The organism is Bradyrhizobium forestalis (assembly GCF_002795245.1).
Classification (GTDB): domain Bacteria; phylum Pseudomonadota; class Alphaproteobacteria; order Rhizobiales; family Xanthobacteraceae; genus Bradyrhizobium; species Bradyrhizobium forestalis.
The window spans coordinates 128,213-151,517 of the sequence record NZ_PGVG01000017.1; the positions used below are offsets into that span (position 1 = coordinate 128,213).

The window sequence follows — 23,305 nt, forward strand, 5'->3', positions numbered from 1 at the left end:
TTCCTCCCTCACGCGATCTTCGCCGCGCCTTGGGGCCGATGTTAGCTCGCTCTCGTGATCCTTGCACGCAGGAGTTAGGCGGTCGGCAGATACCGCTGCGGCTCCGCTTGAAGCCACGCGTGTCAGGCGCGCAACGTTAGCAGAAGCGCCACGCCGAGGTTGGCCGCGAACAGAGCCGCATCGATGACGAAGATCCTGAGCATCGGTCCCTTCAGCACCGGCCAGTAAGCCACCCCGACGCGTCCGCCGCGCATCAGGACCGGAAGGTTATAGGCGAACTGACTGAAGTGGCAGGCGGCAAAGAACAGGAACAACGCGAGTTGGGCTTCGACCGGCTGAAAGAAGGACGGCCGCGCTGCTAGAAGATAGAACGACAACAGCCCGATCGGCAGATTCATCCCGCCGAGGAACGCCACGCTCGCCGCGAGGGTCGGCGCGATCGGATTGCTGCGCTCTTCCCGCGGCAGCAATATCTTCAGCGTGTTGCGTTGCGCGATGCTGAACTGGATGAACGCGCCGACGAACCAGAGCGTGTTGAGAAGCAGAACGATATCCGAAAGGCGCATGGCTATTTTCCGTAGAAAGCTTCGCTGCGGACCACGCGGCCCGCAGCGTCGAAGTCCATGAATTCGCTGGCACGCGTGTCGCCCAGCTGCCACCACACCGTCAGCCGCGCGATCGCCTCGTCCCAACTCCAGCTCAGGATCTTCAGGTCGGCACTTTCGATGTGGCCATAGGCTTTCCGCCAATAGGCGCGGATGTTCTCAGCGCCGGTGACGGTCGGAGCCCCCGTCAGGGTGAGAGCAAGAGGGCTGCGCATCTCTGCATCATCGGCGAAATGCGCGACGACCGCATCGATATCGACCCTGCACCAATTCGCGCACCATGCCGCAACGAAGCGTGCGGCGGCCGCGCGATCCATTGCCTGTTCACTCACGACACGGATCCTCCCCCGGCTTGTGGCCGGGAAGGTGGCAAAGCCCGCGCCTCATGTCAACTATATTGACTTGAGGATTCGGTCAGTTGTTGTCGGCGATCGCCTCCATAACGCCCATCCACCCCGCCGCACCGGACGCCCCGACGCGCTCGAACGCCTCGCGCAGGGCTTGGCGCTCGTGGTCCGAGGCCCGCTGTTCGATGCGTCGCCCCGCTTCCGTCAGGCGCAGCAGTTTCGAGCGATGCTGCTCCGGCGAGCGCTTCGACGTCAGGAGCTTGCGCTCCAGGAGCAGATTGAGCGGCCGGTTGAGGGCCTGCTTGGAAATGCCGAGGATCTCGATCAGCGCGCCGATCGCGATGTCGGGCCGGCGCGCCACCACGTAGAGGATACGATGGTGCGGTCGCGACAGGCCTTGCTTGGCAAGATATGCGTCGGCCTTCAGCGTCATCCCGCGCCAGCCGTAATACATGAGCTCCAGCGCCGCATCGAGCTCGTGCAGCTTTGCAAGCGAGGCGCGGTGAAGCCCCGCGGCTTGAGACGTCTTTGCCATTGTCGAAAAGCTAGCCCCTCGCCCGCAGCTCGCGCCGCAGCACCTTGCCCGTCGCCGTCATCGGCAGCGTCTCCGCGAATGCGACGAAGCGCGGATATTCGTGCGCGGCGAGCTGCACCTTGACGAATTCCTGGATTTCGCGCGCGAGCGCATCGCTGCCGGTAAAGCCCGGCCGCAGCACGATCCAGGCCTTGATCGATTCGGTCCGGATCGGATCGGGGATGCCGACCACCGCGGCCATCGCCACCGACGGGTGCTTCATCAGAGTGTGCTCGATCTCCGACGGGCCGACGCGATAGCCGGCGGTGGTGATGACGTCGTCCTCACGGCTGACATACCAGAAATAGCCATCGTCGTCCTGCACGCCGAGATCGCCGGTGAGCAGGAACTCGCCGGCATATTTCTTCGCCGTCGCCTCGGGGTTGCGCCAGTATTCGAGCATGGTGACGGGGCATGGCTGGCGCACGCCGATGATGCCGCGCTGGCCGCGCGGCAATTCCTCGCCCTTATCGTTGACGATGCGGACGTCGAAGCCCGGCGTCGCCTTGCCCATCGCGCCGGGGCGGATCGGAAACAGATTCGCGTTGCTGCCGATCACGAGATTGCACTCGGTCTGGCCGAACACCTCATGTGCGTCGATACCGAAAGTCTCGCGCACCCAGCCGAGCAATTCGCCGCCGAGCGACTCACCGCCCGTAAAAATGCTGCGCAGCTTGACACCCGGATGCTTCACGCCGGCCTGCCGCATCAGCTTCAGCGCGGTCGGCGGCAGGAAGACGTTGCGGACACCAAGGTCCGCCATCATCTGCATCGCCGCCTGCGGCTCGAACTTTCGCGCGCGATGGCCGACCAGGGGAATGCCATGATACCAGAACGCCAGCAGGCCGTTGACGAGGCCGCCGATCCAGGCCCAGTCCGCCGGCGTCCACATGAGGTCGCCGGGCCGCGGCAGGAAGTTGTGGCACATCTCCACGTTCGGCAGATGGCCGAGCACGACGCGGTGCGCATGCAGCGCGCCCTTCGGGTTGCCGGTCGTGCCGGAGGTGTAGATGATCAGCGCGGGATCGTCGGCGGAGGTATCTACGGTCGCAAAGTCCTCAGACGCCGTTTCGATCGCCGACCAGAACGGTTTTGCGCCGGCGTGGACGGCGCCGCTCGTGACATAGATGTCCTGCAGATAGGGCAGCCGATCGCGGATCTTCGTGAGCTTCTCCCAGCCCGCCTCATCGGTGATGATGGCTCTTGCCTGCGAATTCGACAGGCGGAATTCCAGTGCGTCCTCGCCAAACAGGGCAAACAGCGGGATCGAGATCAGCCCGGAGCGGAACGCCGCCATATGCGCGATCGGCAATTCCAGGGATTGCGACAGGAACACCGCGACGCGGTCGCCACGGACAAGCCCATCCGCCTTCAGCACATTGGCGAAACGGCGCGACATGTCCGCGATCTCGTCGAAGGACGTGCGCGTGGTCGCGCCGGTCTCGTCGACATAGATCAGCGCGAGGCGGCCGGTGCCGTCAGCGTGGCGGTCGCAGCAGGCCTCCGCCATGTTGAAGCGCGCGGGGATGTCCCAGCGGAAATTGCGGATGAGCTCGTCGTAGGTCTTGGCTTCGGTCAGCATGGCCTGGCGTTTCCACGGTCTCGGTGTCACGGCCGGGCAAAGTGCGAAGCGCGTCTTCGCGGCAAGAGGCGCGGCCATCCACGTTCTTTTCCTTCGCCGCCAGTTTAGAGACGTGTATGCCCGGGACAAGCCCGGGCATGACGGCTCAGCCCGACAGCGCGGCCTTCACGAGGCCGGACGCCTTGCCGAAATCCATCTGTCCGGCGTATTTCGCGCGCAGCACGGCGATCACCTTGCCCATGTCCTTCATGCCGGCAGCGCCCGTTTCAGTGATCGCGTCCGCGATCGCCTTCTTCACGTCCTCCTCCGACATCTGCTTCGGCAAATACGCCGAGATCACCGCGATCTCCTCGCGCTCCTGCGCGGCAAGCTCGGCACGGCCGCCCTTGTCATAGAGCTCGACCGCCTCCTGGCGCTGCTTGATCATCTTCTGCAGCACGGCGAGGATGTCGGCGTCCGAGAGCGGCGGCTTGCCCTGCCCCCGCGCGTCGATGTCGGCGTTCTTGATGGTGGAGTTGACCATGCGCAGCGTGGACAGCTTGCGCTCGTCCTTGGCCTTCATGGCCTCCTTGACCGCATTGTTGATGTCGTCGCGCAACATGATCGTGATCCCTTTGAATATAGACGCCTCATCTAGGCTGTTTGTGTCGTTCACACAACCTAGCTCGCGAGCCATTCGGTCAGCGCCTGCACTGTCGCCTCCGGCTGTTCCAGTTGCGGCAGGTGGCCACAGCGATCGAGGATCACGAGCCTGGCGCCAGCGATGCCCTCGGCCATTTCCTTCGAGAACATGTTCGGGATGGTGTTGTCGGTATCGCCCGTCAGCACCAGCGTCGGGCATGTGATCGTCGCCAAGGTCGGCCGCGAATCCACCCGGGCGATGATCGCGGTCTGCTGCCGCAGATAGCCCTCGACGCCGACATCCTCATCCTGTGCATGCACGAGCCTGAGAATATCGGCATCCTCGCGCCGCGACGGATGCACGAGCTCCGGAAAGCTTTCCTCGCGAATAGCGTGAAGCTCGCCGCGCCTGGCGCGCTCCATCAGGCCGCGTCGGCGCGCGGTCGCCTCCGGCGTGTCGGGCCGTGCCTGCGTGTTGATCAGCGCGAGCTTGGTCACGCGCTCGCCCGCCTGGCGCATGATCTCCAAGGCGATGTAGCCACCCATGGAATGGCCGGCGAGGGCGAAGCGCGGCGGCGCCTCGCTCAGCACCCGGGCAGCGATCGCCGCCATGCTGTCGTCGCGGATATGGTTGGTAATCATCACCGGGCCGAACCGCCACAGCGCCGGGATGACCGGGGCATAGATCCGGGCCGAGGAGGCCAGCCCCGGAACCAGCACAATGGGGGTGGTCTGGTCCATTATTGCCTCGCAAGCCCAGGAAATTGCCGGAAATTAGTCCTCGGAGCTTAAGGCTCGGAGGAGGCCTGTCAAATATGCAAAAACGCATGTGAATCGGCCCTCTCGCGCTTTGACGGGCACGCGCGGGGGCCTTATGAAGCGGGCTCATGACACAACATGACAACGATCCCGCCTGGCCGGACCATAAACCGACCGCGCTCCTCGTGCTTGCCGACGGTACGGTGCTCGAGGGCTTTGGTCTCGGCGCCGAAGGCCACGCCGTCGGTGAGGTCTGCTTCAACACAGCGATGACCGGCTATGAGGAGATCCTCACCGATCCCTCCTATGCCGGCCAACTCATCACCTTCACCTTCCCGCATATCGGCAATGTCGGCACCAACGAGGACGACATCGAGACGGTGAACATGGCCGCGACGCCGGGCGCGCGCGGCGTGATCCTGCGCACGGCGATCACCGATCCCTCGAACTATCGCGCCACCAAGCATCTCGACCAATGGCTGAAGGCGCGCGGCATCATCGGCCTCTCCGGCATCGACACCCGCGCCCTGACCGCGCTGATCCGCTCCAAGGGCATGCCCAATGCCGTGATCGCGCATTCCAGGGCCGGCGAGTTCGACCTGCATGGCCTCAAGGAAGAAGCGCGCGAATGGCCGGGCCTCGAGGGCATGGACCTCGTGCCGATGGTCACAAGCGGCCAGCGCTTCACCTGGGACGAGACGCCCTGGCTGTGGGACAAGGGTTTTGGCCGGCAGGAGAAGCCGGAGTTCAACGTCGTCGCCATCGACTACGGCATCAAGCGCAACATCCTGCGCCTGCTCGCCGGCGTCGGCTGCAAGGTGACGGTGGTGCCGGCGACGACGTCGTCCGAGGACATCCTGGCGATGAAGCCGGATGGCGTGTTCCTGTCCAACGGTCCGGGCGATCCGGCTGCGACCGGCAAATATGCGGTGCCTGTCATCAAGGACGTGATCAAATCGGGGACGCCGACCTTCGGCATCTGCCTTGGCCACCAGATGCTCGGCCTCGCCGTCGGCGCTAGAACTAAGAAGATGCATCAGGGCCATCACGGCGCCAACCACCCCGTCAAGGACGAGACCACCGGCAAGGTCGAGATCACCTCGATGAACCACGGTTTTGCCGTGGACGAGACGACGCTGCCGAAAGGTGCAACGCAGACCCACATCTCGCTGTTCGACGGCTCCAATTGCGGCATCCAGCTCGACGGCAAGCCCGTGTTCTCGGTGCAGTACCACCCCGAGGCCTCACCCGGCCCGCGCGACTCGCACTATCTGTTCCAGCGCTTCGCCGACCTGATGCGGCAGAAGAAGAGCGCGTAGGGCGCGCTCTCGTGCCCCGGGCGCAGTGCAGCGCGCCGCTCTTCGCGGCGTGATGCGCTGCTGAACCGGGGCCTATAACCGTGACATTCTGGGTCCCGGCTCAGCGAAGCAGCACTACGCGCTGCATCGCGTCCGGGACACGAGATTTGTCGAGGAACGCCCCCGCAAGGCGAAATGTTGTCTCGACACCTTGCGCAGCCGGAGCCCGCCATGTCCGTCGTCCGCGACAGGGCCGAGCCGCTCGCCATCGTTTTCGAGGATGACGGGCTCGTGCCGAACAACATCCTTCCGTTCCTGGTCTATCAGGGTGCGGTGAAGCTCGATCCCAAGCGTCCCGAAGCGACCATCGAAAACCTCTTCGAAGCGAACGGCTGGGGCGGGACGTGGCGCAACGGAGTCTACGACTATCTGCATTATCATGCGACGGTGCACGAAGTGCTCGGTGTTGCGCGCGGCAGCGCCCGCGTCCGCTTCGGTGGCAATCACGGCCAGGAGATTCTGATCAAGGCCGGCGACGTCGCGATCCTGCCGGCCGGTACCGGACATCAGTGCATCAAGGCGAGCGATGATTTCTGCGTCATCGGCGCCTATCCGCCGGGCGCGAAGATGGAGATCACGCGGGCGACGGCTGAGAACCACGCGAAAGCGCTGAAGACGATTCCGAGGGTGGCGAAGCCACCGGCCGATCCGGTGACGGGAAGGGACGGGGCGTTGATGCGGCTGTGGCGGTAGCCACAAGCGCGGTGCCGTAGGGTGGGTTAGCCGCAGGCGTAACCCACCATCTCTTTCGCTGCGGATACAAAAGCGGTGGGTTACGCCCCGCAGCTGCGCTTCGCGCAGCCGCAAGGCTAACCCACCCTACGCATCCCCTACGCCTCGTTGGCGCCTTCCTGCCGCGTCGCTTCGAACAGGAACCAGGTGCGGCGCTCGGTCTCGTCGATGAAGACCTCGAGGATGCTGGCGCTGGCGACGTCGCCGGCCTCGTCGCAGACCTCGTGCGCCTTGCGCATCGCAGCTGCGACGTGCTTGTTGTCCTGCATCAGCTCGCGCAGCATCTCCCGCGGCGGGACATAGTCCTCGTTGTTGTCCTTGATGGTCTGGAGCTTTGCGACCTGGCCGATCGACTTCAGCGTGGTGCCGCCGATCTTGCGGACGCGCTCGGCGAGCTGATCGGTGGTGGCGAAGATCTGGTCGGACTGCTCGTCGAGCAGCAGATGGTAATCCCGGAAGTGGCGTCCGCTGATGTGCCAGTGGAAATTCTTGGTCTTGAGATAAAGCGCGAACGCGTCGGCCAGAAGCACGTTGAGCGCCTCCGAGACCTTCTTGACCCCAGGGGGCGACAGATCGGTGGGGGTGTCGAGATCGGGCGAGACCTTGTTGTTGGTTTTGCTCACGGGAGACCTTCCTGTTAGGACGCGGACATTGACGGCGCGCCGTCGCACCCCTAACGCAAGGCGGGCAGCGCCGGTTCCTCCATCGGAACCGTTTGGCCGGGACCTTCGAATACCATGGACGATTGGATCGATTATTACGACTCGACGCATACGATCTATGTCAGCAAGCTGCATCGCGACTTGCACTTCCAGATCATTGCGCGGGACATCATCGGCTACATCCCCTCGCCCGATGCGACGGTGCTGGACTATGCCTGCGGAGAAGCGCTGTCGGCGAGCCAGGTGGCAGCCGCCTGCGGCAAGCTGATCCTGGCCGAGCCCGCGCCGGGCGTGCGCGGCCGGCTGATCGCGCGGTTTGCGCCCAACACCAAGATCCGAGTCCGCTCGCTCGACGACGTCCGCAAGATGCAGGACCAATCGGTCGACCTCGTCGTGATGAACTCGGTCGCGCAATATATGACCCCGGACGAGCTCGATGCCGCCCTCCTCAACATCCGCCGCATCCTGAAGCCCTCCGGCAGGCTGGTGCTTGGCGATATCCTCCAGCCCAATGTCGGCATGGCCAGGGACGTGATGGCGCTGCTCGGCTTCGGTCTGCGCCACGGCTTCCTGAAGGACGCGCTGGTCGGGCTGATCAGCACCGCACTGTCTGATTACCGTCATCTGCGCACGCGCATCGGGCTCCAGCGCTACAGCGAGGACGAGATCACCGCCAAGCTGACGGCCGCTGGCTTCGCGGTCCAGCGCGCCCACAACAACATCGGCCATAATCGCTGGCGCATGACCTTCATCGCGCGGCCGCCTTTGGTTCGTTAAGCATAACAATTAGCCGTTGTAGCTTTATCGCACTGCGACCGGTAATGATCGCGCCGGCCCGGTGGCGGAAGCGTCTACGCGAGGGCGGTGCAACGCTCTTCATCCTGGTTCAAATCCAGGCCGGGTCTCCACGCTTCGCCCCTGCGGGCCTAAGCGTGGCGCAGCCGCGCGAGACCCGTTGGGGCGAAGCGTGTCCGGCGTAGCTGGAGCGAGGCGGAAGCGTAGACGGACTGGCGGTCAAGCTGAGCAATCCGCTCAGCTGCGACCCGCGCTGATCACTTCGCACTCCGGCAGCAACTGAAGCCGATCCGCATCCCTGGCTGCGGAGCTGAGCACGGCATCGAGCAGGCCCGGGAACCGCGCCTCCAGATCCTCACGTCGCAGCCGCATGAAGCGGTTGGTGCCTGCTACGCGGGTCCGCATCAGGCCGCAGTCGCGCAGCTTGGCGAAGTGATAGGCGAGGTTCGACTTGCCGCTGAGCGCACTGAAGTCGCCACAGCGGAGTTCGCTGCTGACACGTTCCTGCTGGGCGAGCTGGTAGACGATCGCCAGACGGATCGGATCGCTCAGGCAATCCAGGACCATCGGCAGCTCGATCTGCTCGGGGGTCGGATGGTGCGGCGTGCGGCTCATGTCCAGATCATAGCGAAGCGGCGACGATGTTCAATAGTTCTTGAACCAATTGACTCCCGATCAACAGCATCCAATAGTTCAATAAGCATTGAACATAGATAGGGACTTTTGCAATGAGCGTGTTCTGGCTGGCCCTGGCGGCCTTTGCGATCGGCACTGAAGGTTTTGTCATTGCGGGACTTTTGCCGGCAATCGCCACCGACCTTTCGATTTCGGTCTCGGCCGCAGGTCAATTGGTCACCGCCTACGCCCTCACCTATGCAGTGGGCTCGCCCATCCTCGCCGTGGCGCTAAACAACATCGACCGCCGCACCGTGCTCGCCCTGGCGCTGACGACCTTCATCGCTGGCAACCTCGCGGCCATGGTGGCATCCAGCTACGCCCTGCTGCTGGCCTCGCGGATGCTGATGGCGCTGGGCTCGGGGCTGTGCATGCCGACGGCGCTCGCGGTGTCCGTGGCGGTCGCCGCGCCCGAACGGCGCGGCCGCGCGGTGGCGCTGGTCACCGCGGGGCTGACGGTTGCGACCGTGGTCGGCGTTCCCTTCGGCAATCTCGTCGGCAGCCTGCTCGGTTGGCGCGCGACCTTTGCCATGGTCGCCCTGATCGGCGCGGTCGCGCTCGCCGGCCTGTTGCTCGGCCTGCCACGCGGCCTGCCGCGCAATACGGCCTCGCTCAGCGAACGGCTGGCGGTAGCGCGCCACGGCCACGTTGTGGTCGCGCTTCTAATCACGATGTTATGGGCGCTGGGCGGCTTCACGGTGTTCACCTATTTCGCGGTCCCGCTGCGTGGCCTCGGCTTCGACGCCTCGCAAATCAGCCTTGCTTTGCTGGTGTTTGGCGGCGCCGCCGCGATCGGGAACATGCTTGGTGGCGTCCTGGCCGACCGACTCGGCACACTCGCGACCGCAGGCCTCGGGCTCGCCGGCATGGCGGGCGCCCTGATCCTGCATTCGCTGGTCCTGAAGCTGATGCCCGCACAGGCGCATTACGCGGTGCTCGGGGCAATCTTCCTGTGGGGTCTCTCGGGCTGGGCGTTCTATCCGGCCCAGCTTGCCAGCATCATCCGGATCGAGCCGCAGGCCTCGATGATCCCGCTCTCGCTCAACGCCTCGTCGATGTATCTCGGCTTCGCCATCGGTGGAGCGCTGGGCGGCGCGGTGCTGGCCACCCTGTCGCCGACCGACCTCGGCTGGATCGGCGGATCGAGTGTTGCGGCCTCGCTTCTGGTGCACCTCGGCCGGGGCTGGCAGGCCCGGCCAAAACCGGTCAAAATTGCCGGTTGATGGGCGTTTTTCGGGGTTTCGCCGCCCCTAAAACTGGTCTAAGACCCACCCGCGCGCGAGGGAGACCCCGCGCTCTCGGTCAAGGGACGCGCGGCAAGCGCGCCCTTTTTTTGTGCCCAGATTCCAGCCCGCGAGCGGTGATGCCTAAACGTACCGACATCTCGACCATCCTGATCATCGGCGCCGGTCCCATCGTGATCGGCCAGGCCTGCGAGTTCGACTATTCCGGCACCCAGGCGGTGAAGACGCTGAAGGAAGAGGGCTACCGCATCGTCCTCGTCAATTCCAATCCGGCCACCATCATGACCGACCCGGAACTGGCCGATGCGACCTATATCGAGCCGATCACGCCCGAGATCGTCGGCAAGATCATCGAGAAGGAACGTTACGTCATTCCCGGCGGCTTCGCGCTGCTGCCGACCATGGGCGGCCAGACCGCGCTGAACTGCGCGCTGTCGCTGCGCCGGCAGGGCACGCTGGAGAAGTTCGACGTCGAGATGATCGGCGCCACCGCTGACGCCATCGACAAGGCCGAAGACCGCCAGCTGTTCCGCAACGCCATGGAGAAGATCGGGCTGCAGACGCCGAAGTCGCGGCTCGCCAACGCGTCCGAGCTGAAGAAGTCGTTCCGCGACAAATATCTCGCCGAACGCGAGAAACTGTCGGGCGCCGCGCTCGAAGAGCTCGACCGGCAATGGACGCTCGGCGAAGGCGACCGCCGCAAGCGCTATCAAGAATATGCGCTTGGACAGGCGATGATGGCGCTGTCCGAGATCGGCCTGCCCGCGATCATCCGTCCCTCCTTTACCATGGGCGGCACCGGCGGCGGCATCGCCTACAACAAGGAAGAGTTCCTCGACATCATCGAGCGCGGCTTGGACGCGTCTCCCACCAACGAAGTGCTGATCGAGGAATCCGTGCTCGGCTGGAAAGAGTACGAGATGGAGGTGGTGCGCGACAAGAACGACAATTGCATCATCGTCTGCTCGATCGAGAATCTCGATCCGATGGGCGTGCACACCGGCGATTCCATCACGGTGGCGCCGGCGCTGACGCTGACCGACAAGGAATACCAGATCATGCGCGACGCCTCGCTGGCGGTGCTGCGCGAGATCGGGGTCGAGACCGGCGGCTCCAACGTGCAGTTCGGCGTCAATCCCGAAGACGGCCGCATGGTCGTCATCGAGATGAATCCGCGCGTGTCGCGTTCTTCCGCGCTGGCATCCAAGGCCACGGGCTTTCCGATCGCAAAGGTCGCCGCCAAGCTCGCGGTCGGCTATACGCTCGACGAGATCGCCAATGACATCACGGGCGGCGCCACGCCGGCCTCGTTCGAGCCGACCATCGACTACGTCGTCACCAAGGTGCCGCGCTTCGCCTTCGAGAAATTCCCCGGCGCCTCCAGCACGCTGACCACGTCGATGAAGTCGGTCGGCGAAGTCATGGCGATCGGCCGCACCTTCCAGGAGAGCCTGCAAAAGGCGTTGCGCGGGCTCGAGACTGGATTGACCGGTCTCGACGAGATCGAGATCGAAGGGCTCGGCCGCGGCGACGACAAGAATGCGATCCGCGCCGCGCTCGGCACGCCGACGCCGAACCGGCTGCTCCAGGTGGCGCAGGCCATGCGGCTCGGCTGGTCGAACGAGGACATCTTCAACTCCTGCAAGATCGACCCGTGGTTCCTTAGCGAGATGCGCGGCATCGTCGACATGGAGGAGAAGGTCAGGAAGAACGGCCTGCCCGGCAACGCCTTCGGCATGCGCAGCCTGAAGGCCATGGGCTTCTCCGACGCGCGGCTCGCCGTGCTCGCCGAAACGACAGAGGCCGAGGTCAAGGCGAAGCGCCACGCGCTCGGCGTCCGCCCGGTCTACAAGCGCATCGACACCTGCGCGGCCGAATTCGCTTCGCCCACCGCCTACATGTATTCGACCTATGAGGCGCCGTTCGCGGGCGCACCGGCGGACGAGAGCACGCCGTCCGACAAGAAGAAGGTCATTATTCTCGGCGGCGGCCCCAACCGCATCGGCCAGGGCATCGAGTTCGACTATTGCTGTTGTCATGCCTGCTTCGCGCTGCACGATGCCGGCTACGAATCCATCATGGTCAACTGCAATCCGGAGACGGTGTCGACCGACTACGACACCGCCGACCGGCTCTATTTCGAGCCGCTCACCGCCGAGGACGTGCTGGAGATCATCGCGACGGAGCGCAGCAAGGGCACGCTGCACGGCGTGATCGTGCAGTTCGGCGGCCAGACCCCGCTCAAGCTGGCGCACGCGCTGGAAGCCGCCGAAGTGCCGATCCTCGGCACCTCGCCCGACGCCATCGACCTCGCCGAGGACCGCGACCGCTTCAAGCGCGTGCTCGACAAGCTCAGGCTCAAGCAGCCGAAGAACGGCATCGCCTACTCGGTCGAGCAGGCTCGCCTCGTCTCCGCCGATCTCGGCCTGCCGCTGGTGGTGCGCCCGTCCTACGTGCTCGGCGGCCGCGCCATGCAGATCATCCGCGAGGAGAACCAGCTCAACGACTACCTGCTCGGCACGCTGCCGGAGCTGGTGCCGGCCGACGTCAAGGCGCGCTATCCGAACGACAAGACCGGGCAGATCAACACCGTGCTCGGCAAGAACCCGCTGCTGTTCGACCGCTATCTGTCTGATGCCACCGAAGTCGACGTCGACTGCCTCTGCGACGGCAAGGACACCTTCATCGTCGGCATCATGGAGCACATCGAGGAAGCCGGCATCCACTCCGGCGATAGCGCCTGCTCGCTTCCGCCGCACTCGCTCGATGCGAAGATGATCGAGGAGCTGGAGCGGCAGACCCGCGAGCTCGCGCTCGGCCTCGACGTCATTGGCCTGATGAACGTGCAATACGCCATCAAGGACGGCGAGATCTACGTGCTCGAGGTCAATCCGCGCGCTTCGCGCACCGTGCCGTTCGTCGCCAAGGTGATCGGCACGCCGGTCGCCAAGATCGCCGCGCGCATCATGGCCGGAGAGAAGCTCGCCGACTTCAAGCTGAAGAAGGCGGCGCTCAAGCACGTCGGCGTCAAGGAATCGGTGTTTCCGTTCGCGCGCTTTCCCGGCGTCGACACGGTGCTTGGCCCCGAGATGCGCTCGACCGGCGAGGTCATGGGCATCGACCGCAACTTCGAGGTCGCCTTCGCCAAGAGCCAGCTCGGCGGCGGCACGCGGGTACCACGCAAGGGCACGGTGTTCGTCTCGGTGCGTGAAAGCGACAAGACGCGCATCGCCGACGCCGTTCGCGAACTGCATTCGCTCGGCTTCAAGGTGCTGGCGACCTCGGGCACTCAGCGCTTCCTCACCGACCAGGGCATCCCGACCGAGAAGGTGAACAAGGTGCTGGAAGGGCGGCCGCACATCGTCGATGCCATCACCAATGGCGACGTCCAGCTCGTCTTCAACACCACCGAAGGCCCGCAGGCGCTGGCGGACAGCCGTTCGCTGCGGCGCGCGGCCCTCTTGCATAAAGTGCCATATTACACCACTCTTTCCGGGGCCGTGGCGGCCGCGCAGGGCATCCGCGCCTATTTGGGCGGGGACCTTGAGGTTCGTACCCTGCAGAGCTACTTTTCGGAAACCTGATCGCTAGCGGCGGCGAAGCTTCCGCTAAGTGATTGGCGATGAAGCCACAATGGCCGCAGGAACTGTCCGGCCGGGTGGTGGTTCTGTTCCGGCGCTAAGCCCATATCTGTCAACGTCCGGCCGCCCGTGTATCGGGCTCCGGAAGGACTGACGAATCAAGGTTGGTCGCCCATGCGTATTCCTGGGGGCGCGCGACCGAAGGACGAGAGAGAAGATGGAAAAGGTTCCGATGACTTCGGCCGGATTTGCCGCGCTCGGAGAAGAATTGAAGCATCGCCAATCCGTGGACCGTCCGCGGATCATCGAGCACATCGCGGAGGCGCGCTCGCACGGAGACCTGTCGGAAAACGCGGAATATCACGCCGCGAAGGAAGAGCAGTCCCACAATGAGGGTCGCATCGCCGAGCTCGAGGACAAGCTCGCGCGCGCCGACATCATCGACATCTCGAAACTGTCCGGCGACACGATCAAGTTCGGCGCCACGGTGACGCTGGTCGATGAGGACACCGAGAAGAAGACGGTATGGCAGATCGTCGGCGAGGTCGAGGCCGACGCCAAGAAGGGCCGCATCTCCATCACCTCGCCGCTCGCGCGCGCGCTGATCGGCAAGAAGAAAGGCGCCTCGGTCGAGGTCAACACGCCGGGCGGCGCCAAGGCGTATGAGATCACCAAGGTGGAGTGGCGGTAAAAATTGCCGCTGCGCCGAGATGATATTTTCGAAAAGGCCGCGCAGCGCGCGGCCTTTTTGTTTGCTTCTGCGTCTCGTGTCCCGGACGCGCTGCAACGCGCTTGGCGTTGCTGCGCAGAGCCGGGATCCAGAAAGCAGCACGGCACGCGGTGATAAGATGGGCCCCGGCTCTGCAGCGCATCGCCGAAGAGCGCTGCGCTGCGTCCGGGTCACGCGAACGCGCGCGCTACCGTCTTCCCTTCACGTCCAGCGGCACCGCCGCCTCGTACTTCGAATTGTGCAGCACCAATGACGTTCGCACGTTGCGGACATGGGGCGCTGCGGTGAGGTGCGTGACGAAATCCTGGAAGGTCGCCATGTCGGGCGCGACGCATTTCAGGATGAAATCGACCTCGCCCGACAACATCCAGCATTCGCGCACCAGGGGCTCGGCGCGAACGAAGTCCTCGAAGGCGCGCAAATCCGCCTCGGCCTGGCTGGAGAGGTGCACGGCGGCGAACACGGTGACGTCGAAACCGAGCTTTCGCGCGTCCAGGAGGCCCCGATAGCCGTGGATATAGCCCTCCTCCTCCAGCGCGCGGACGCGGCGCAGGCAGGGGGGCGGCGAGATGCCGACGCGCTTGGCCAGCTCGACATTCGTGATTCGACCGTCGGCCTGGATCTCGGCGAGAATTTTCAGGTCGATCTCGTCTAGGTTCCGCGACACGTGATTGGAACTCCTGCCCTTTACGGCGGTATGGGGTGATTTGTCGAAATCCTCATAGCCCAGTCCACACGACTGGCGCAATTTTATTGCGCGCGCAGTGCAATCGACTTTTGTTCCCCGTTGGAAAAATCCGCCGAGAGGGAATGCAATTCTTGCATGGCTCACCAGAACGCTTAGATTAGCTCTGATATTTCAGCGCCTCCGCGAGGCCTCCCGGCACGTTCCGCGCCCGCGCTGCAAATCCCCCGTGAAAGGCGTCCATCGAAATGTCCGCTCCTGTTCATGCAAAGGTCGTCATTATCGGCTCCGGCCCCGCCGGCTACACGGCGGCGATCTACGCCGCGCGCGCGATGCTCGAGCCGATCCTGATCCAGGGCATCCAGCCCGGTGGCCAGCTCACCATCACCACCGACGTCGAGAACTATCCGGGCTTCGCCGATGTGATCCAGGGCCCCTGGCTGATGGAGCAGATGGAGAAGCAGGCGGTCCATGTCGGCACCAGGATCGTCACCGACCTCGTCACCAAGCTGGAGACTGCGCAGCGGCCGTTCCGCCTCACCTGCGACAGCGGCGATGTCTATCTCGCCGACACCGTGGTCCTCGCCACCGGGGCGCAGGCGCGCTGGCTCGGGCTGCCGTCCGAGGCGAAGTTCCAGGGCGGCGGCGTGTCGGCCTGCGCCACCTGCGACGGCTTCTTCTACCGTGGCAAGGACGTCATCGTGGTCGGCGGCGGCAACAGCGCGGTCGAGGAAGCCCTGTACCTCACCAACCATGCCTCGCAAGTCACCATCGTGCATCGTCGCGATCACTTCCGTGCCGAGCGCATCCTGCAGGAACGCCTATTCAAGCATCCGAAGATCAAGGTGATCTGGGATTCCGCCGTCGACGAGATCTGCGGCACCGAGAACCCCAACAAGGTCACCCATGTCCGGCTCAAGAACGTCAGGACCGGCGCACTCAAGGACGTGAAGGCCGACGGCGTCTTCATCGCCATCGGCCATGCGCCGGCGACCGAGCTCGTCAAGGACCAGGCCAAGCTGAAACCGTCGGGCTATGTCGAGGTCGCCCCGAACTCGACCGCCACCTCGGTGCCCGGCCTGTTCGCCGCCGGCGACGTCGCCGACGAGACCTATCGCCAGGCCGTGACGGCCGCCGGCCTCGGCTGCATGGCCGCACTCGAAGCCGAACGTTTCTTGGCCCTTCGCGCCAGCGAGCGCGCGGCAGCGGAATAGAATCATGCCTCGAACACGCGACGGATTTACGGATATGGACTGGGACAAGCTGAAGGTGTTTCACGCGGCGGCGGAAGCGGGCAGCTTCACGCATGCGGGCGAGCAGCTCGGCCTGTCGCAATCGGCGGTGTCGCGCCAGGTCTCGGCGCTGGAGCAGGAGCTCTCGGTCTCGCTGTTCCACCGCCACGCCCGCGGCCTGATCCTCACCGAGCAGGGTGACCTCTTGTTCCGCACCGCGCATGACGTGTTCATGCAGCTGCAGGCGGCGCGCGCCAAACTCACCGACAGCCGCGAGCGGCCGAGCGGCGACCTCAAGATCACCACCACGCCCGGCGTCGGCATCAACTGGCTGATCCCGCGGCTCGGCGAGTTCACCGCGCTCTATCCGGAGATCCGGATCTCGCTGATCGTCACCGACGAGGAGCTCGATCTGTCGATGCGCGAGGCGGACGTCGCGATCCGCACCCGCAAGCCGACACAGCCGGATCTGATCCAGCGCAAGCTGTTCGCGATGGGCTTCCACGCCTATTGCTCACCGGAATACATCAAGCGCTTCGGCACGCCGCGCACGCTGGAAGAGCTCGACTCCCACCGCATCATCACGCTTGCCGACGGCAACTTCGCGCCGCATCTGCAGAACCGTAACTGGCTGGTCGAGGCCGGTCGCAACGGCTCGGGTCCGCGCGAAGCCTATTTCAAGGTCAACAACATCCTGGGACTCGTGCGCGCCTGTCAGCAGGGGCTCGGCATCGCCGCCTTGCCCGACTACCTCGTCGAGGAGCAGAGCAAGCTCGTGCAGCTGTTCGGCGAGTCGGATTCGATCCAGCTCGACACCTACTTCGTCTATCCCGAGGAGTTGAAGACAGTCGCGCGCGTGCAGGTGTTCCGCGACTTCGTGGTGAGCAAGGCGCAACGCTGGCCGTCCTGATTTCCGCATGACTGACATGCGGCCTCGGCTGTTGCTGCAGGGCACTCGGCAAGCCCATAATGTTTGCACGCTGAGCCTTCGCGTTGCGCATTTGTCCCCCTCCTCCAGTGGCGCGGGAGTTCAGTAATCCCTCTTGGAAGGTGATTGTGTCGGCCTCACGTGGCCAATACCTAAGCCGGGCCCTCGGGTCCGGCTTTTTTTCGTCAGAATGCGGCTTCGCGTTCCGCGTGTATTGACAGTTCCAGGCATACCCCGCATCATTTCCACATGATCACGAAGTCGTGCGCAGTCATCTCGAAAAAAGGCCCCATCCCGGGGCCTCGGATTTTTGCGCGCACTAGCTGACTTCGTCATCGCTGCAAATCCCGAAAACCCCGCCGCCTGGACGGGGTTTTTTCGTGTGCCCTCCGTCTCAGGCTTTTCCCGAGAAGGAGATGGAACATGACCGGACTACGAGATCACTTGCACGGGCTGTGGCTGCCGCTGGTCACGCCGTTTCAGGGCGGCGCACTGGACGAGAGGTCGCTGCGGCGGCTGACGCGGCACTACAGCGCGCACGGCATCGACGGCTTCATCCTGGGGGCGACCTCCGGTGAAGGCATGACGCTGCGCGAGGCCGAGCTCGAACGTCTCGTCGCCGTGGTGCGCGACGAGATGGCGGCGGGCGGCCGCACCATGCCGGTCTGCCTCGGGCTCTCCGGCGCAGACACCTCGCGGCTGCAGGAGCGCCTCGACGAGACCGCGGACTGGCCGATCGACGGTTACCTCATCGCCAGTCCCTATTACGTGCGGCCGTCGCAGCGCGGGCTCTCGGCGCATTTCGAGGCGCTCGCCGACCACGCCGCATGGCCGATCGCGCTCTACAACATTCCCTATCGCTGCGCCGTCAACATCACCAACCAGACCATGCTGCGGCTCGCCGAGCACAAGAACATCGTCGGCCTGAAGGATTGCGGCGCCAGCCGCGAGCAGTCGCTCGCGCTGCTGCGCGACCGGCCGAAGGACTTTCGCGTGCTCACCGGCGAGGATGCCCACTATTTCGAGGCGCTCGCTGACGGTGCCGACGGCGGCATCGTGCTGTCGGCCCATGTCGAGACCGCGACGTTTGCAGCCGTTCATGCCGAGCTGAAGCGCGGCGACCATGATGCGGCGCTGGCGCGCTGGCACGAGGTCGCCGAGCTGGCGCGGCTGCTGTTCACCGAGCCGAGCCCCGCGCCGGCGAAGTACTGGCTGTGGCGCAGCGGCCTGATCGACAGCCCCGAAGTGCGCCTGCCGATGGTGGAAGTGAGCAGCGAGCTCGCGGCGGCGATCGATCGCGAGATCGAGCGACGGACGAAAGTCGCGGCGTAGTTCTTACCCTCCCCTGGAGGGGGAGGGTCGGCTCACATTGAGCGCAGCGAAATGTGAGCCGGGGTGGGGTGACAGTCTCTCCCCACGAACAGTACCCGAGTGGAGAGATCACCCCACCCCGCTCGCGCTCCGCGCGATCGACCCTCCCCCTCCAGGGGAGGGTCAGCAGCGTGATCGTGGTTAACTTCATCCCAACGCCTTTCGCAGCCGCCGCATGGCGCAGCTACGCCTCGTTTACGCAATCGGGCCTATCGTTTCCGCTAAGGACTTTCAGAGGGGAATGACCATGGGGCATCGCATCCGGCCGACGGCCGCGCGGCAATTCGCGCCGGCCGATCTCTTGCAGGGCATTCTGGTGGTGTCGTCGTTCGGGTTCTGGGCGGTGATGCTCGGCCTGATGCCGGTGCTGCTGTTTCGCGTCTGGCTGGTCGGCTGACGCAAGGCGGGCGCGGGATGGTTAACCCGTGGGTCACGGCTGTGCTCAAATGCGCAAGCGACCGCGACCCGGAATCTTAAAACATCCCGGCTAGCGTTGACGCCATAAGCGAAGAAATCGCGGAGGCGTTTTGTGAATAGTCATAATGAACTGGCGTCGCATTGCGACGCCGGACAGCAGGGCTTTACCACCGAGGATATTCTCTGGGCGACCGGCATCTGGTCGGTGATCCTCACCATGTCGCCGGTCATCGTGTTCTACATGCTGCTCGTGGCGTAAGTCACCCCGCATCGGTCCGGAAACGCAAAACGCGCGGCTCGTCCGCGCGTTCTTCGCCGTTCGCAAATGACCAATGAAAATTAAGCTGCCTGCTTGTGCATTGCGCCGGACGCCGACGCCGTGCCGCGAATAGCCTTCACCGAACGCTCGATCGCCGCCCACAGCCTTGCGATTTCCTGAGCCGCGCGGCTCTCGGCCTGATACTCGCGCGCGCCTTCGCCGTGGCTCAGCGCCATCAGCAAATCCGAACGATTGGTGATCTGGCCGCCCCACACCGGAGCGCGGAATTTCGCCAGCGCTTCGCGGGCGATGGTGACGATCGGGCTTTCGGCATCGTCGCGGCGCGCCGGCGCACCGTTGAGCACGACCGCGTAGGGCTTGCGCGCGGCGCGGCACATCTGGATGGTTTCCTGCACCGCGTTGACGTCGAACACGCCGGGACGCGCCGGAATGATCACCATCGTGGCGTTGCGGATCGCATCGTCGACGACGGCCGAGAGGTTCGGCGGCGTGTCGATCAACACCCATTCATATCCATCGCGCTTGGCAGCGGAGACGATGCCGCTGACGGAGTTCACGGCAGCCTTGATCGGCGGCTCGTTGGTGCCACGCAGCTTGTGCCACAGCGTGAGCGAGCCCTGCGGATCCGCATCCACGAGCATGACCTGCTTGCTCGCCTTGATCTGCGCGGCGAGATGTGCAGCCAGGGTACTCTTGCCCGAGCCGCCTTTACGCGATGCAAAAACAATAACGTTCATACCTTCGGCCTCCAGATTGACCCCAGGCCGCGAAAATGAATCAGCGCGCTGATTCGGGAAAGAAAAATTTATCGAAGGTTGCGTTGGGGCCACGAAATAACAAGGCGTGTTGGCTTTTGAGTCACACTGCTTCGCGGGAGAGAGGCACGGACCGCAGCGAAATGCTGCTCGCGCGCGCGTCTGTGCGTTTTTTGAGCAGCGAGCGGGACAAATCGGAACGCAACCTTGCCGCGCAAATCTTCCCGCGGCTCTTTTTTAGCCGCGCGCGCCCGTAATGGCCGCAAGCCTGCGCGGCACTGCGCGAACAAAACGAGTCCGGTCGCTGTCGTGAAGCTGATGTCACTGCCGAAGCGAGCCGGACACGCGATGGCGCGCCTTCCGGCCTGACGAAGTTTCAAAACAGGAACGCGCCTCGCCCCGCGCTCAGCCTTCGCTGGATTTCTTCCTGGCCACCTTCGGCGCCGGCTTGGTGGCCTTCTTGGCAGCCTTCTGGGCAGCCTTGGGCGCGATGTTGGTCGGCTTGCCGGCGCGCAACTCGCCCGGCTCGGGGCCGGGACGGAAGAACACCCGGCATTGCGGCGAGAGCTGCGCCTTCTTCTTGATCATGCAGGCGGTGATGGCATCGACGTTCGGAACGAACTCGCTGCACAGCCGCATCGCATCCGGCGTGCAGGCCTGCTGCTCCTCCTGGGTGTAGGCGAAACCCAAGCGCGGCAGCGCCAGGACGGCCAGGGCCAGCGAGAGGCTTGCGACGGCCAATGACTTCTTCAAGCGAAATGCCGGCATCGATTCCCCCACATGTCGAGACAGAGGGATAGTGGGTGAACGGCGGTTCGTTGGCAACCGAGGGGAGATGCGAAAGCCGGCAGCTGTGCGGTCTGGGCAACAGGGCGGGCAGCCGGCCATCTCCACCGCTGTCGTCATCCGCGAGGGCGGGTGACCCAGTGTTCCAGAGATGCCGGACGTCCCCCGAGAAGCCGCGGCGTACTGGATCCCCCGCTCCAGTGCGCAAGTGCGCACAAGGCGGAGGATGACAGCTGGGAGTGGGGAGACTGCCCCTAATTGACCGGGCCTTCAGCAGCCCTCCAACACAAAACTGCGAAAACAACCCCATGCACAGTAGCCAAGTCACGGTAACCCTTACGCATTTCACGTCTTAGGATTTAGCGAAATCAAATTTGACTCGTCGGGCAAAACAGGGGCATGATGGCATCATCAAAAAATGCGCGTGGGTGGTCGGCCGGGATCCCCGTGAGGTGGGGGATGCATGGCCACATTGCTGATCGTCGCGCCGGTGTTTGCGCTGATCGCGGCCGGCTATGCCGCGGTGCTGTTTCGCTTCGTCTCGGAGAGCGCACACAAGGGCATCAGCGAATTCGCCTTCAGCATCGCGATCCCCGCCCTGCTCTTCCGCACCATCGTCGTCTCGGAATTTCCCGATGTCAGCCCCTACCGGGTGTGGGGCGCCTATTACGGCGCGCTCGCCATCACCTGGATCGCGGCGCTCGCGATCTCGGCCCTGCTGCGCAAGCGGCGCGAGGACAGCGAGGACGGCGTCGTGTTCGCGATCGGCTCGGTCTACGGCAACATCGTGATGCTCGGCATTCCGCTTGTGCTCTCGGCGCTCGGCGTTGAGGCCGCAGGCCCGATGGCGCTGATTCTGTCGGTGAACACGCCGCTGCTCTGGCTCTGCGGCATCCTGCAGATGGAGTTCGTCAGCCGCAAGCGGGCCGGCTCGTTGCTGTCGATCATCTGGCCCGTGCTCGCGGACCTCGCGCGCAACCCGCTGATGCTGGCGATCGGCCTTGGCGTGATCTGGCGCTTCACCGGCCTCGGCCTCAATCCCGTCGTCGACCGCACCATCGAGCTCCTGGCGCAGGCGGGCTCGCCGACCGCGCTGATCGCGCTTGGCATCAACCTGTTCCGCTTCGAGGTGAAGGGCGAGAAGCTGAGCATCCTCGTGATGTGCGCGCTCAAGCTCGCGGCGATGCCGGCGGCTGCGTTCGTGCTCGCAAGACTGCTCGACCTGCCGCCGCTCGCTGCCGGCGTCATTGTGCTGTTCGCGGCGATGCCGACCGGCGCGAATGCCTACATCTTCGCGGTGCAGTATCAGCGGCTGGTGAACCCCGTGTCGGGCGCGGTGGCGCTGGGGACGTTGCTTGCGGCGGTGACGTTGCCGGTGGTGGTGTGGGCGGCGAAGTGATCACCAGGCCTTGAGCGTTTCCCAATCGGCGATGGCACTGCCCGCTATGAGCTGAACCGCTCACAAGAGCCGCGTGTAAGGATGGAACAAGCGATTAACGGCTAGTCCAAAAGGGTAGAGGAAGGATATCCGGAAACCAAGGTCGAGAGGTTGGCGGGATTTCGTCTTGTGGACCAAGTTTCTCAACGACTCGCCCTACATCGTATCGCCCAGAAACATCACCGACCACCACATGATAGGTTGGCGCGCTGGTATTTGCATATAGGCGCACTTGAGCAATGAGCATTAACTTGCTCCCACTACCAAACGCCATCGTGCTGAGTGAGTATCCGTTTTCAGGCTCGGGTTTACCTTCGCTGCTCCCAACAACAAACGATAGATTAGTCCGCGCGCCGGTGATGAAGGGGAGGCAAATAGGACGAAAGTCTCCAGGATCGAGCGCTGTCAAAACTTGGCAGTATGCGATTTTGCAAAGCAACCGTCCAAATGCATCAGGTACATGACGAAACTGGAGCGCCAGTTTTCCGGGATGTCTCTCATGATACTCAGCCCGTCTCTTGTCGTCGCTCACCACAACGAGTCGCCACGCCGCCGAAAGATCAAGCTGTTCTGGCAATCCCTGTAGGAGGCCGGCCTTTCCCATCTGATAGAATACAAACCCCGCCGGATACTCGGTCGCAGGAATACTGAGGACCCGGCTACGATCATCCGGATCAGCAACCGCTATGTGGCTTCTACGTTCTCGCTTCCGCCTAGTCGGCGCATTGTAGGCCGTGCGAGCATCACCCCACAGATCTCTTGCGACCTTCTGTTCAAATCTCTTGGTCATATCCGCACATCCCAGACAACTCGCGCGCCGAATTACGTGCGAACCTCCTAGGGAGTACGGAACAATATGTTCGTCTGTAAGAGATTGGTCTCGGGCGCCACAATATATGCAAGCTCCCTTCGATTCGTAATGATGCGGCCCGCGCGGCATAGCCAAGCTCCTGTTCGTCACGTTCACAGTGCACAAAATTGAAAGTGTTGCGGATCGTGCGCGCCCTGCGGGAAGCTTTGTGCACTGGACTGCACCCCTTAAGTGAGACACGATAATTCCTGTGACAGTGCGGTTGCCACGACGTTATCGTGCCTTGTTTTGCGCGAACGCGGTTTCGAACTCAAGGGGCGACTGATATCCGAGCGCC

General features: G+C 64.0%; 24 protein-coding genes, 1 tRNA gene and 1 pseudogene. 13 read left to right on the forward strand and 13 right to left on the reverse strand.

Going from position 1 to position 23,305, the window contains the following annotated elements; all coding sequences use genetic code 11:
- Positions 1 to 122: 122 nt before the first annotated feature.
- The 6 genes from CVM73_RS21045 to CVM73_RS21070 form a co-directional block, all read right to left on the reverse strand.
- Positions 123 to 566 (reverse strand): hypothetical protein, encoded by a 444-nt coding sequence (locus CVM73_RS21045; protein WP_100233783.1) that lies wholly within the window; start codon positions 564 to 566, stop codon positions 123 to 125.
- A gap of 2 nt (positions 567 to 568) precedes the next feature.
- Positions 569 to 922, reverse strand: coding sequence for a nuclear transport factor 2 family protein (locus CVM73_RS21050; protein ID WP_100233784.1), 354 nt, complete (start codon positions 920 to 922; stop codon positions 569 to 571).
- Positions 923 to 1,019: 97 nt separating this feature from the next.
- Positions 1,020 to 1,487 (reverse strand): MarR family winged helix-turn-helix transcriptional regulator, encoded by a 468-nt coding sequence (locus CVM73_RS21055; RefSeq protein ID WP_100233785.1) that lies wholly within the window; start codon positions 1,485 to 1,487, stop codon positions 1,020 to 1,022.
- 10 nt (positions 1,488 to 1,497) lie between these two features.
- A complete protein-coding gene (locus CVM73_RS21060; protein ID WP_167406956.1) occupies positions 1,498 to 3,108 on the reverse strand; it encodes an acyl-CoA synthetase in 1,611 nt (536 codons plus the stop codon).
- A 145-nt stretch (positions 3,109 to 3,253) separates the two neighbouring features.
- A complete protein-coding gene (locus CVM73_RS21065) occupies positions 3,254 to 3,709 on the reverse strand; it encodes a GatB/YqeY domain-containing protein (RefSeq protein WP_100233787.1) in 456 nt (151 codons plus the stop codon).
- Between the two features lie 59 nt (positions 3,710 to 3,768).
- Entirely contained in the window at positions 3,769 to 4,470 is a 702-nt protein-coding gene (locus CVM73_RS21070; protein ID WP_100233788.1) for an alpha/beta fold hydrolase, read from the reverse strand.
- Between the two features lie 146 nt (positions 4,471 to 4,616).
- Between CVM73_RS21070 and carA the strand changes: the two genes are divergently transcribed.
- Together carA and CVM73_RS21080 are read left to right on the forward strand one after the other, a co-directional pair.
- A complete protein-coding gene (carA, locus tag CVM73_RS21075) occupies positions 4,617 to 5,807 on the forward strand; it encodes a glutamine-hydrolyzing carbamoyl-phosphate synthase small subunit (protein WP_100233789.1) in 1,191 nt (396 codons plus the stop codon).
- Positions 5,808 to 6,017: 210 nt separating this feature from the next.
- Entirely contained in the window at positions 6,018 to 6,539 is a 522-nt protein-coding gene (locus CVM73_RS21080) for a cupin domain-containing protein (protein ID WP_100233790.1), read from the forward strand.
- A gap of 137 nt (positions 6,540 to 6,676) precedes the next feature.
- Here CVM73_RS21080 and CVM73_RS21085 read toward each other — a convergent pair whose 3' ends face one another.
- Positions 6,677 to 7,201 (reverse strand): Dps family protein, encoded by a 525-nt coding sequence (locus tag CVM73_RS21085; protein ID WP_100233791.1) that lies wholly within the window; start codon positions 7,199 to 7,201, stop codon positions 6,677 to 6,679.
- A 114-nt stretch (positions 7,202 to 7,315) separates the two neighbouring features.
- Here CVM73_RS21085 and CVM73_RS21090 point away from each other — a divergent pair, with 114 nt between their 5' ends.
- Together CVM73_RS21090 and CVM73_RS39770 are read left to right on the forward strand one after the other, a co-directional pair.
- Complete coding sequence (locus tag CVM73_RS21090; RefSeq protein ID WP_100233792.1) at positions 7,316 to 8,017, forward strand: class I SAM-dependent methyltransferase; 702 nt, start codon at positions 7,316 to 7,318, stop codon at positions 8,015 to 8,017.
- Positions 8,018 to 8,072: 55 nt separating this feature from the next.
- Positions 8,073 to 8,148, forward strand: a tRNA-OTHER gene (locus tag CVM73_RS39770).
- 124 nt (positions 8,149 to 8,272) lie between these two features.
- Here CVM73_RS39770 and CVM73_RS21095 read toward each other — a convergent pair.
- Positions 8,273 to 8,650, reverse strand: coding sequence for an ArsR/SmtB family transcription factor (locus tag CVM73_RS21095; protein ID WP_100233793.1), 378 nt, complete (start codon positions 8,648 to 8,650; stop codon positions 8,273 to 8,275).
- 113 nt (positions 8,651 to 8,763) lie between these two features.
- Between CVM73_RS21095 and CVM73_RS21100 the strand changes: the two genes are divergently transcribed.
- The 3 genes from CVM73_RS21100 (at position 8,764) to greA (ending at position 14,226) form a co-directional block, all read left to right on the forward strand.
- Positions 8,764 to 9,933, forward strand: a complete 1,170-nt coding sequence (locus CVM73_RS21100) for an MFS transporter (RefSeq protein WP_100233794.1) — start codon at positions 8,764 to 8,766, stop codon at positions 9,931 to 9,933.
- A gap of 140 nt (positions 9,934 to 10,073) precedes the next feature.
- On the forward strand, positions 10,074 to 13,538 hold the full coding sequence (gene carB, locus CVM73_RS21105; RefSeq protein ID WP_100233795.1) for a carbamoyl-phosphate synthase large subunit: 3,465 nt from the start codon (positions 10,074 to 10,076) through the stop codon (positions 13,536 to 13,538).
- A 214-nt stretch (positions 13,539 to 13,752) separates the two neighbouring features.
- A complete protein-coding gene (gene greA, locus CVM73_RS21110; protein ID WP_027525218.1) occupies positions 13,753 to 14,226 on the forward strand; it encodes a transcription elongation factor GreA in 474 nt (157 codons plus the stop codon).
- Between the two features lie 226 nt (positions 14,227 to 14,452).
- On the opposite strand, the gene CVM73_RS21115 is transcribed toward greA, so the two are convergent.
- Positions 14,453 to 14,932, reverse strand: coding sequence for an Lrp/AsnC family transcriptional regulator (locus CVM73_RS21115; protein WP_061028429.1), 480 nt, complete (start codon positions 14,930 to 14,932; stop codon positions 14,453 to 14,455).
- Positions 14,933 to 15,198: 266 nt separating this feature from the next.
- Here CVM73_RS21115 and trxB point away from each other — a divergent pair, with 266 nt between their 5' ends.
- From trxB to CVM73_RS21135, 5 genes are all read left to right on the forward strand, one after another.
- Positions 15,199 to 16,164: a thioredoxin-disulfide reductase gene (gene trxB / locus CVM73_RS21120; RefSeq protein ID WP_100233796.1), complete on the forward strand. Its 966-nt coding sequence runs from the start codon at positions 15,199 to 15,201 to the stop codon at positions 16,162 to 16,164.
- A 4-nt stretch (positions 16,165 to 16,168) separates the two neighbouring features.
- A complete protein-coding gene (locus CVM73_RS21125; RefSeq protein WP_027575284.1) occupies positions 16,169 to 17,092 on the forward strand; it encodes a LysR family transcriptional regulator in 924 nt (307 codons plus the stop codon).
- A 441-nt stretch (positions 17,093 to 17,533) separates the two neighbouring features.
- The gene (dapA, locus tag CVM73_RS21130; RefSeq protein WP_100233797.1) at positions 17,534 to 18,442 is read left to right on the forward strand and encodes a 4-hydroxy-tetrahydrodipicolinate synthase; all 909 of its coding nucleotides are present in this window, start codon (positions 17,534 to 17,536) and stop codon (positions 18,440 to 18,442) included.
- A gap of 286 nt (positions 18,443 to 18,728) precedes the next feature.
- Positions 18,729 to 18,878 (forward strand): hypothetical protein, encoded by a 150-nt coding sequence (locus CVM73_RS40415; protein WP_167406957.1) that lies wholly within the window; start codon positions 18,729 to 18,731, stop codon positions 18,876 to 18,878.
- Between the two features lie 132 nt (positions 18,879 to 19,010).
- A complete protein-coding gene (locus CVM73_RS21135; protein WP_100233798.1) occupies positions 19,011 to 19,157 on the forward strand; it encodes a hypothetical protein in 147 nt (48 codons plus the stop codon).
- A gap of 80 nt (positions 19,158 to 19,237) precedes the next feature.
- Here CVM73_RS21135 and CVM73_RS21140 read toward each other — a convergent pair whose 3' ends face one another.
- Positions 19,238 to 19,915, reverse strand: coding sequence for a ParA family protein (locus CVM73_RS21140; protein WP_100233799.1), 678 nt, complete (start codon positions 19,913 to 19,915; stop codon positions 19,238 to 19,240).
- 423 nt (positions 19,916 to 20,338) lie between these two features.
- The gene (locus CVM73_RS21145; protein WP_100233800.1) at positions 20,339 to 20,701 is read right to left on the reverse strand and encodes a hypothetical protein; all 363 of its coding nucleotides are present in this window, start codon (positions 20,699 to 20,701) and stop codon (positions 20,339 to 20,341) included.
- A gap of 481 nt (positions 20,702 to 21,182) precedes the next feature.
- Here CVM73_RS21145 and CVM73_RS21150 point away from each other — a divergent pair, with 481 nt between their 5' ends.
- A complete protein-coding gene (locus CVM73_RS21150) occupies positions 21,183 to 22,118 on the forward strand; it encodes an AEC family transporter (RefSeq protein ID WP_100233801.1) in 936 nt (311 codons plus the stop codon).
- 94 nt (positions 22,119 to 22,212) lie between these two features.
- Here the strand turns inward: CVM73_RS21150 and CVM73_RS21155 are convergent, their stop codons facing one another.
- On the reverse strand, positions 22,213 to 22,947 hold the full coding sequence (locus CVM73_RS21155; RefSeq protein ID WP_245452386.1) for a hypothetical protein: 735 nt from the start codon (positions 22,945 to 22,947) through the stop codon (positions 22,213 to 22,215).
- A 3-nt stretch (positions 22,948 to 22,950) separates the two neighbouring features.
- Positions 22,951 to 23,097, reverse strand: a pseudogene (locus CVM73_RS41795) (HNH endonuclease); the annotation flags it as partial.
- Positions 23,098 to 23,305: the final 208 nt, after the last annotated feature.